This window comes from Arthrobacter sp. 05L45_2, assembly GCF_056397525.1.
On record NZ_JBFTNO010000113.1, the window covers coordinates 1 to 9,932 of the forward strand.

General features: G+C 66.0%; 9 protein-coding genes. 7 read left to right on the top strand and 2 right to left on the bottom strand.

What is annotated here, in order from left to right; translation table 11 throughout:
• The coding region (locus tag AC1DHD_RS10090) for an EAL domain-containing protein (protein WP_476879586.1) at positions 1-202 on the top strand (202 nt) is incomplete at its 5' end.
• Between the two features lie 127 nt (positions 203-329).
• Here the strand turns inward: AC1DHD_RS10090 and AC1DHD_RS10095 are convergent.
• Entirely contained in the window at positions 330-479 is a 150-nt protein-coding gene (locus AC1DHD_RS10095) for a hypothetical protein (protein ID WP_476879587.1), read from the bottom strand.
• A 199-nt stretch (positions 480-678) separates the two neighbouring features.
• Between AC1DHD_RS10095 and AC1DHD_RS10100 the strand changes: the two genes are divergently transcribed.
• On the top strand, positions 679-1,752 hold the full coding sequence (locus AC1DHD_RS10100; RefSeq protein ID WP_476879588.1) for a hypothetical protein: 1,074 nt from the start codon (positions 679-681) through the stop codon (positions 1,750-1,752).
• Positions 1,753-2,175: 423 nt separating this feature from the next.
• Here AC1DHD_RS10100 and AC1DHD_RS10105 read toward each other — a convergent pair whose 3' ends face one another.
• Positions 2,176-2,829, bottom strand: a complete 654-nt coding sequence (locus AC1DHD_RS10105; protein ID WP_476879589.1) for a hypothetical protein — start codon at positions 2,827-2,829, stop codon at positions 2,176-2,178.
• A 108-nt stretch (positions 2,830-2,937) separates the two neighbouring features.
• Between AC1DHD_RS10105 and AC1DHD_RS10110 the strand changes: the two genes are divergently transcribed.
• The 5 genes from AC1DHD_RS10110 to sucD all read left to right on the top strand — a co-directional run bounded on the left by AC1DHD_RS10110 (position 2,938) and on the right by sucD (position 9,872).
• Positions 2,938-3,810 carry an inositol monophosphatase family protein gene (locus tag AC1DHD_RS10110; RefSeq protein WP_476879590.1) on the top strand — a complete coding sequence of 291 codons (873 nt, stop codon included), beginning with the start codon at positions 2,938-2,940 and terminating at the stop codon, positions 3,808-3,810.
• 348 nt (positions 3,811-4,158) lie between these two features.
• Positions 4,159-6,777, top strand: coding sequence for a DNA helicase PcrA (gene pcrA, locus AC1DHD_RS10115; RefSeq protein ID WP_476879591.1), 2,619 nt, complete (start codon positions 4,159-4,161; stop codon positions 6,775-6,777).
• A 77-nt stretch (positions 6,778-6,854) separates the two neighbouring features.
• Positions 6,855-7,562 (top strand): hypothetical protein, encoded by a 708-nt coding sequence (locus AC1DHD_RS10120; RefSeq protein WP_476879592.1) that lies wholly within the window; start codon positions 6,855-6,857, stop codon positions 7,560-7,562.
• A 225-nt stretch (positions 7,563-7,787) separates the two neighbouring features.
• Positions 7,788-8,957, top strand: a complete 1,170-nt coding sequence (gene sucC / locus AC1DHD_RS10125; RefSeq protein ID WP_476879593.1) for an ADP-forming succinate--CoA ligase subunit beta — start codon at positions 7,788-7,790, stop codon at positions 8,955-8,957.
• A gap of 12 nt (positions 8,958-8,969) precedes the next feature.
• Positions 8,970-9,872 carry a succinate--CoA ligase subunit alpha gene (gene sucD, locus AC1DHD_RS10130; RefSeq protein ID WP_476879594.1) on the top strand — a complete coding sequence of 301 codons (903 nt, stop codon included), beginning with the start codon at positions 8,970-8,972 and terminating at the stop codon, positions 9,870-9,872.
• The last annotated feature ends 60 nt before the right edge of the window (positions 9,873-9,932 follow it).

The window sequence follows — 9,932 nt, forward strand, 5'->3', positions numbered from 1 at the left end:
GGGCGGCTTCGTTGAGGCTGTCCTGCATTTGATCCACGCCTGTGGCCTCAAGGCAGTGGCGGAGGGGATCGAGACCGCCGAACAGGCCGAGGAACTGGTGCGGCTGGGTTGCGGCAGCGGCCAGGGCTACTACTTCGGCCGCCCGGCGCCCGCCGAGGCCATCGAAGCGCTCGTCCTCGAAGGCCGGACAGTTTCGCAGTAGCCGCTCATCTGCGGCGTGGCTAACGACGGCGGCTTGCCCGCCTGCCAATGACACACCGCCGTCGACACGACAAAGGGCGGGAGCCGGAAGTAATTCCGCTTCCCGCCCTTTGCGGTTGGTGACTCCGTTAGTTCTTGGGGGTGGAGTTCGGCCAGTAGTCCACTGCCACGACAGTCTGACCGGAATTGCCGCCCGTAGCCGAGACAGCAGCCGAGGCCGAGAGGCCTGCTGCTGCGAGGGCGCCGGCGACGAGGAGTGTTGCGAGGGTCTTCTTCATGTAATGCTCCTGTTGCGTGAGAGGCTGATGTGACTCGTGTGATGCAGGATTAGTATAGGGTCAATCGACACGCCGTCAGATAACGATTCATCACATCTGCCGGGGTCGGTGTTATTTTCCGGCTTCGCAACGACATTCCGGTCGTAGAACCTTGCGCGGCGAGTACCTAATCGGCGGCAAAGGCCCCGATAATTGGTTCATGCACTCAGTTTCACCGCTTTACGCAGCTGCGGAGCTTCAAGCACACGAGTTCCGTAGCCACCATGCCTTCGCCGAAGCGGCCGGCAGCGCTGAGCGGGCTGCCGAAATAGCACTGCGGGACGGAAACTTTGGGTCGTGGTGGAACATGACCTTTCTCCGCGCCGAAAACCTCTTGGACGCACAAAGCTTTGATGAGTGCGCGACCCTGGCAACGTCCCTCATTGAGGATGCAGGAGACCCACCGAACCCCCACGATCAAGCTCGTGCCCACATTTTGCTGGCCAAGGCCCGTCAGGGCGCGGGCTCGCTTGAGCAGGCCGCGGACTCCGCACGTGCTGCCGCCGACCTCACGACGGGGGAGTCGGATGTCGAAATCAACATCAAGGCGAGGCAGGCACTCATCGCTGCACTGGCAGACGGCGGGAAGTTGTCAGACGCTTGGAGCGAGAGCAAGGTTCTCGCGAATGTGATTTCCGAAGATGTTGATGATCAGCTTGCTGGTAAAGCCTTCTGGGTTATCGGGAACGTTGCCTTCCTGTGCGACAGGATCCAGGAGGGTTTGCACTATCACGAGCTAGCGGCAACGACTTTCTCGCCTACAAAAAACCTCGACGTTTGGGCCAAATTCAACAAGGCCTCTGCCGCCATGCGCCTTGCGGCGAACGTTGCCGACTCTGACACATTGCGCTGTATTGAGCGCGCAGAGTTGGCCACCGATATTATTGGTGGAAGTGAAAATGATCTGCTGCTGCTCAAGCGCAATCGCGCCCACTGGAGTTTTCTTGCCGGGGATGCAGAGTCTGCTGTGGCGCTCCTGGAAGAAATCCGTGCTACTTCAAGGAGCCTTACGCCCCAACTTTTCGCTGACGCGTGCTTTCTCCTAGGACGCTCGTATCTCGCATTAGGTGACGAAATGGCCGCCCGGGACTCTTTGGTCGAGGCTGCCGCGCATTTTGAAAGCGCCGGAGCCCCACACCGCGCCAAGCAGGCCCGGGACTTCCTGAGGGACGAATTGGGCCGTGACTCGTTCTGGAAATGGCTGCTGCKGGTCACGGGCTTCGGGCGCGGCTGACCCCACTCGCTTGATTCCACCCACGGATGGGCATGTCCGTTGCCGCCACCGCCTTCTGGACATGTCCATTGCTGGTGCTGAGTAATGGACATATATGGAATATGCCCTCTGGTCTTAGCTAAGGATGGGCATGTCCATCGGGACGGCCGAGACGCTGCCGGGCCGACCGGGGTCCCTCTGGATATGTCCTCTGGTCTTAGCCAAGGATGGGCATGTCCATCGGGACGGCCGAGACGCCGCGGAACCGACCTCGCCCACGTCTGGGTATGTCCAATGCGGGTGCTGAGCAATGGACATACATGGGATATGCACTCCGGTACTAGCTAGGGGTGGCCATGTCCATCGGTCCTAGTTAAGGATGGGCATGTTCATCGGGACGGGACCCAGACGCTGCGGACCCGACCCGCTCGACTCCGCGTCCCGTTAGACCGGCGCCGACCCCGGAGCCCCGGCAGGCGCCGGGCGCTTCCGGCGTCCCAGGTACACGGCCACGCCGCCCGCGGCCAGGCTCAGGACAAGCAGGATCCAGCCGGCCACCGTGAGGCCCGACGCGAGGGCCACCTGGCCGCCGTCGACCGTTCCGCCGGACATCATGGCGTCGATGGCGGTATTGCCCAGCAGCCGGACCACGGCGAACAGCAGGGGAAGCGCCCACAGCGCCYAGCGCAGCGGTTTGCGGGCCACGTTGGTGCCGATGAGCAGCAGCCACGTGAACCCGAAGATCAGCGGGAACAGTGTTCCGGCGGTTTTGTGCACGTAGTTGAGTTGCCCGCGCGCGTCGGCGTCCATCGCGGACCGCAGCTGCTCCGCGAAGCGCTGGTCGAAGCCGCCGAACTGGGAATCGGGCATCGGCAGCCCGCCGCTGAGCTGGGTGAGCTGGTTCAGGGTCAGCAGGTGGAGGTACCAGAACAGGAACAGGCTCGCGACGACGCCGGCGATCAGGATCAGGTTGCCGTTGCTCTGGGCCTTTTGCGGGCTCCGGGTGGTGCTGGGATTGATCACCGCCGGGAGGTGGTGCTGGGGAACGGCCGCGTTGGCGCCGTGCTTCTTGATCCGCTGCGCGGGTGTCTTGGCCATGGCTCCATTATCGACCATCCCCGGAACCGGGCGGCCCGTCGGCCCGGCATCCCCGGGCCCAGCGGGTCCGCCTGTTCAGGATCTCCGGGCGCCCGATAGGCTGAACGCGTGAGCGAATCAGGCAGCAGCGACCATGTCAGGCACCGGCTCGGCCGGCACAGCACCGCGGAACTCAACCCCGAGCTGGACGACTACCAGCTCGCCGAAGCCCTGGTACGGGAGGCCGGCAACCTGGCGCTCCTGATGCGGCAGGCGGGGCTGGAGGGCCAGCGGAAGACTTCCGTTTCCGACGTCGTAACGGCCGCCGACCACGCCGCCGAGGCCTATGTCCTCGAGCAGCTGCAGCGCTGCCGGCCAGACGACGGGATCCTCGGCGAAGAAGGCGCCTCCGTGCAGGGCAGCAGCGGCCGGACCTGGGTGATCGACCCCGTCGACGGCACCTACAATTTCCTGCACGGCTCCAGCTACTGGTGCTCCGCCATCGCCCTCAAGGACCCGTCCGGCCCCCTGCTCGGTGCCATTTTCCAGCCGGAAGCGGACAAACTGTGGCTCGGCGGCACCACCCACGCCGCCACCCTCAACGGCGAACCGCTGACGAGCTTCCGGCCCCTCGACGCCGGTGGACGGGGACGTGCCGAGTCCCCGCTGGCCGAACTGGGCGCCGCCACGTATATCCACCCGACCTGGCTGGCCGATCCGATGTGCGCCATGCCCTGGCACGCGGCGGCGACCTCGGCGGCGTCACTTCGTATGTTCGGTTCGGGCTCGTGCGACCTCGGCCGGGTAGCCGACGGCGAGCTGGACTGCTGGTTCCAGCACAGCTCCCCGGAGTGGGACTGGCTGCCGGGCAAGGCCATTGTGGTCGCCGCTGGCGGGACCACCGACGTCGTCCGCGTCAACGGCCTCGAATGGTTCGTGGCCGGCGGCACGACGGCGGTCCGGCAGCTCCGGGCGGCCCTCGAGTCGGGCTCGGTCACGTAACCTCCCCCGACGGCGTGGCCGCCGGCGGGGCATGCTCATCCTTGGCCAGTACGGATGGGCATGCTCGTTCCAGCCGCCCGGGACGGATGGGCATGCTCTTCCTGCAGCCCGGGACCGATGGACATGCTCGTACCTGCCGCTGAGGGATGGGCATGCTCGTCCTCATCACCGGCGGATGGACATGCCCGTCCCAGCAGTCCCTGGCGGATGGGCATGCCCATTGTTCAGCCCTAAGCGTGGACATATTCACAATATGTCCAACGGTCCGCACCAGGGATGGRCATGTCCGGCGGGGCGGGGTGCGGGCGGATCGCGGCGTCAGTGCCACCGCCTAGACTTGTTAACACCATGGATATGTTGTTTGACCCCTACGCCGACGGACCCCTCCGAGCTGCCTCGAACGCGGCGTCACCTGCCAAGGCGTCCGCGAATCCTGGTGCAGGCACGGGCCTGCCGGACCTGCGGCCGGCACCCGGCTACGGCAGCCAGGGTAACCCCGGTACCCAGTTCACCCCCGGCGCCCCGGGCACCCCCGGCGGCCAGGGACACCAAGCCACCCAGCCCAGCCCCGGCCACCACCCCGCCCACCACCCCGCCCACGGCGAGGACTGGGACCGCCCTAAGCTCCCCAACGCTGACGAACTGCTGCAGGGACTCAACCCGCAGCAGGAAGAAGCCGTCAAGCACTCCGGCGGCGCCCTGCTGATCGTTGCGGGTGCAGGCTCCGGCAAGACCCGGGTGCTCAGCAACCGCATCGCCTACCTGATCGCCACCCGGCGCGCGCACCACGGCGAGATCCTGGCCATCACGTTCACCAACAAGGCCGCTGCCGAGATGCGCGAGCGGATCGAGCTSCTGGTCGGSGSCCGGGCCAAGACCATGTGGATCTCCACATTCCACTCCTCCTGCGTCCGGATCCTGCGGCGCGAGGCGGCCAACGTCGGCCTCAACTCCAACTTTTCCATCTACGACTCCGCCGATTCGCTCCGCCTGATCACGCTGGTGGCCAAGAACCTGGACCTGGACCCGAAGCGCTTCGCGCCCAAGGCCATTCAGCACAAGATCTCGGCCCTCAAAAACGAGCTCATCGACGCGGACAGCTACGCCTCCAGCGCCAACTACAACGACCCGTTCGAACAGGCCGTCGCCGAGGTCTTCAAGGGTTACACCCAGYGCCTGCGCCAGGCCAACGCCATGGACTTCGATGACCTGATCGCCGAGACCGTCTACATGTTCCGGGCCTTCCCCGCGCTGGCCGATTCCTACCGGCGGCGCTTCCGGCATGTGCTGGTGGACGAATACCAGGACACCAACCACGCCCAGTACGCCCTGGTGCGCGAGATCGTCGGCGAGGGCCCCGGTGCCGCGGAACTCACCGTCGTGGGCGATTCGGACCAGTCCATCTACGCCTTCCGCGGCGCGGACATCCGCAACATCGTCGAGTTCGAGAAGGACTACCCGGACGCCCGGACCATCAAGCTCGAACAGAACTACCGTTCCACCCAGACCATCCTCAGCGCCGCCAACTCGGTGATTTCCCGGAACCCCAACCGGCCGGAAAAGCGGCTTTGGACGGCGGAGGGCGACGGCGAGAAGATCGTCGGCTACGTCGGGGAGAACGAGCACGACGAGGCGCAGTTCATCGCGAAGGAAATCGACCGGCTCCAGGACGAAGGCAACCTCCGCCCGGGCGACGTCGCGATCTTCTACCGCACCAACGCCCAGTCCCGGTCCATCGAGGACGTCCTGGTGCGCGTCGGCCTGCCCTACAAGGTGGTCGGCGGCACCCGCTTCTACGAGCGCAAGGAAATCAAGGACGCCCTGGCGTACCTGCGCGTGCTGGTCAACCCGGACGACGACGTAAATCTGCGCCGTATCCTCAACGAACCCAAGCGCGGCATCGGCGACCGCGCCGAGGGAGCCATCGCCTCGCTCGCGCAGCGCGACCGGACCTCCTTTATGGCCGCCGCCCGCCGCGCCGACGAGGCGCCCGGTATGGCCACCCGCTCCGTAAACGCCGTCCTGGGCTTCGTCAAGCTCCTCGACGACCTCGCCGAAGTGGCCGCCGGCTCCGGTGCCGCCGCCGCTTTGGAGGCTGTCCTCGAACAAACCGGCTACCTCGCCACGCTGCGTTCGAGCACCGACCCGCAGGACGAATCCCGGGTGGAAAACCTGGCCGAACTGGTCGCCGTCGTCCGCGAATACGAGCGTGACAACCCCGAAGGCTCCCTTGGGGCCTTCCTGGAGCAGGTCTCCCTGGTGGCCGACGCGGACCAGATCCCGGACGCCCCCGGCGCCGACATCGACGCCGCGGTGGCCGAAGCCAAGCGCCTTGGCGTCGTTACGCTGATGACCCTGCACACCGCCAAGGGGCTCGAATTCCCGGTGGTGTTCCTGACCGGCATGGAGCATGGGCTGTTCCCGCACCAGCGCTCGGCCACGGACCCCAAGGAACTGGCGGAGGAGCGCCGCCTGGCGTATGTCGGCCTGACCCGTGCGCGCAAACGCCTGTACCTGACCCGGTCCGAGGTCCGCAGCATGTGGGGGCAAAGCCAGTACAACCCCGCCAGCCAGTTCATCGAGGAAATCCCGGCCGAACTGGTCGAATGGAAACGCGAGGGATCCACCCGCCAGGCCAGCAGCTGGGGGAGCGGGGGAGGCTCGATCGGCTCCAGCCGCTACGGCGGGTCCTTCTGGGGCGCCGGCACTGCGCGCGGCACCGGGGCGGACGCCTCGGCAGGGTTCAACGCCGACGTCCCCGCCGCGATCGCGAAGAACCGGGTACAGCCGCAGAAGGAGATCGTCGCCGTCAGTGTAGGCGACAAGGTCAATCACACCAGCTTCGGCAACGGCACGGTACTGGCCGTTGAAGGCGCGGGGGACAAGACCGTCGCGAAGGTGAAGTTCGACGTCGGCGAGAAACGGCTCCTGCTGCGCTACGCGCCGCTCACCAAGCTCGACGCCTGACCGGCGGCGGGCACCGACGACGCCGGCCCGCCACCCGCCGTCGTCCCTGCACCGCCCGGCGACCGGTGCCGGGCATAATGGAGCCCATGCGACGGACATTCCTGGGGCTTCTGGCCGCCTTGCTGCTGCTGGCGGCCACCGCGTGCACCGTCACACARCGGGACCCCAACTACGTGCCGCCCGCGCCGCTGCCCGCGCTGGAGCAGCTCAAGCAGGCCCCGCTGACGGACCCCGCAACTTTGGGTGCCGGCCAGGACTCGCTGAGCTTCGTCACCGCCGACCACAACGTGGTCTGCTCACTCACCTCCGCCCGGGGCGAGCACATCAACCTGCCGTACGAACAAAACGGGTTCAGCGGAAACGGGACCACCAAGTTCGCCACCGTGCCGGCCGCGCACTGCGAACTGGCGGTCTACCCGAAGCCGAACCCCAAGGACATCCGCGACAACTGCGGCGGGACCAACCTCGGCTACCTGGGCGGCACCGCCCTGTTGACACCGGACAAAGCCGTCTACGGCGAATGCCGGTCCGGCGTCACCCAACAGGAGTCCGAGTACGGTCCCAAGGGCACGCCCAACGGGCCGATCTCCCAGCTGCCGGTGCTCGCGGACGGGAAGAACGTCGAACGCAACGGCCTGCGCTGCTCCGCGTACAACGGCGGCGTCGCCTGCGGAAACGTCTCCGCCGGGGTCGCATTCTTCGTTTCACGCGACCGTTACGAGCTCATCTCGAGCACCCCGAAAACGGCCTCCCCGGCCCCGCCGGACGCCCCAAAAACCCCGTAATCTAGCGGTTTTTCTACGCTCAATAGAATAGTGTCGTTACTCACATAACGGGTACTCTGGGTCGGGCTGGTCCGTTCAAAGGACTAGAGTTCGACAGAGGAGCATTGCGCCGTGTGGCTCGTTTCCAAGCTTGTCGCAGGGTGCGTTTATTCCGCAGCCCGGTAACCGCGAGTACGCGGGGTCCGGCTGTACAGAAACTACTTCGACGTAGAAGGACACTAAACCGTGGACCTGTTTGAATATCAGGCGCGCGATATGTTCGAGGCGCACGGTGTACCCGTGCTTGCCGGCATCGTGGCGCACACCCCTGAAGAAGCAAAGGCAGCTGCCGAGAAGATCGGCGGCGTAACTGTCGTCAAGGCACAGGTTAAGGTCGGTGGCCGAGGCAAGGCTGGCGGCGTTAAGGTCGCCAAGACCGCCGACGAGGCGCATGAATACGCCACCAACATCCTCGGCATGGACATCAAGGGCCACACCGTCAACAAGGTGATGATCGCCCAGGGTGCCGACATCGCCGAGGAATACTACTTCTCCGTCCTTCTGGACCGGGCCAACCGCAACTACCTGGCCATGTGCTCGGTCGAGGGCGGCATGGAAATCGAGCAGCTCGCCGTCGAGCGTCCCGAAGCCCTGGCCAAGGTCTCCATTGACCCCGCCGTCGGCATCGACCAGGCCAAGGCCGACGAAATCGTCGCCGCCGCCGGGTTCGCCGAGGAACTGCGCGGCAAGGTCGCCGCCGTCATCCTCAAGCTGTGGGACGTCTTCAAGAAGGAAGACGCCACCCTCGTGGAGGTCAACCCGCTGGTCAAGACCGGCGCCGGTGACATCGTTGCCCTCGACGGCAAGGTCTCCCTCGACGAGAACGCTGACTTCCGCCACGCCAAGCACGCCGCCCTTGAGGACAAGGACGCCGCTGACCCGCTCGAGGCCAAGGCCAAGGCGCAGGACCTCAACTACGTCAAGCTCGACGGCGAAGTTGGCATCATCGGCAACGGTGCAGGCCTGGTCATGTCCACCCTGGACGTCGTCGCCTACGCCGGCGAGAACCACGGCAACGTCAAGCCCGCCAACTTCCTGGACATCGGCGGTGGAGCGTCCGCCGAGGTTATGGCAGCAGGCCTCGACGTGATCCTGGGCGACCCGCAGGTCAAGTCCGTCTTCGTCAACGTCTTCGGCGGCATCACCGCCTGTGACGCTGTCGCCAAGGGCATCGTCGGCGCGCTGGCCGAGCTGGGCCACTCCGCGAACAAGCCGCTGGTGGTTCGCCTCGACGGCAACAACGTCGAGGAAGGCCGCCGCATCCTGGCCGAGGCCAACCACCCGCTGGTTACCCTGGCCGCCACCATGGACGAGGGCGCCGACAAGGCCGCCGAGCTCGCCAACGCAGCTAAGTAAAGGGACGCGACAATGTCTATTTATCTGAACAAGGACTCCAAGGTCATCGTCCAGGGCATCACCGGCGGCGAAGGCACCAAGCACACCGCCCTGATGCTTAAGGCCGGCACCAACATCGTCGGCGGCGTCAACGCCCGCAAGGCCGGCACCACGGTCCTGCACGGCGATAACGAAATCACCGTCTTCGGCACCGTCAAGGAAGCCATGGCAGAGACCGGCGCCGACGTCTCCATCGTCTTCGTGCCGCCGGCCTTCACCAAGGACGCCGTCGTCGAGGCCATCGAGGCCGGCATCGGCCTGGTCGTCGTCATCACCGAGGGTGTGCCGGTGCAGGATTCCGCCGAGTTCTGGGCCCTGGCCCAGTCCAAGGTGGACGCCAACGGCAAGCAGGTCACCCGCATCATCGGACCGAACTGCCCCGGCATCATCACCCCGGGTGAGGCCCTCGTCGGCATCACCCCGGCTAACATCACGGGCAAGGGCCCCATCGGCCTGGTCTCCAAGTCGGGCACCCTGACCTACCAGATGATGTACGAGCTCCGCGACCTCGGCTTCTCCACCGCCATCGGCATCGGCGGCGACCCGGTCATCGGCACCACCCACATCGATGCCCTCGAGGCCTTCGAAGCGGACCCCGAGACCAAGGCGATCGTGATGATCGGCGAAATCGGCGGCGACGCCGAGGAACGTGCCGCTGATTACATCAAGGCCCACGTCACCAAGCCGGTCGTCGGCTACGTGGCTGGCTTCACCGCCCCGGAAGGCAAGACCATGGGCCACGCCGGCGCCATCGTCTCCGGCTCCGCAGGCACCGCCCAGGCCAAGAAGGAAGCCCTCGAGGCTGCCGGCGTCAAGGTCGGCAAGAYGCCGTCCGAGACCGCCAAGCTGCTGCGCGAAGTCTTCGCAGCCCTCTAGGCACCAGCACCACCGCTCCGCACCAGCGCGGGGTCACTGGCCGCCCGTTCCCTCCCGGGA

Bases quoted from the DNA above. Each gene is read 5' to 3' on its own strand.
- AC1DHD_RS10095 (WP_476879587.1), bottom strand. From the start codon at position 479: ATGAAGAAGACCCTCGCAACACTCCTCGTCGCCGGCGCCCTCGCAGCA.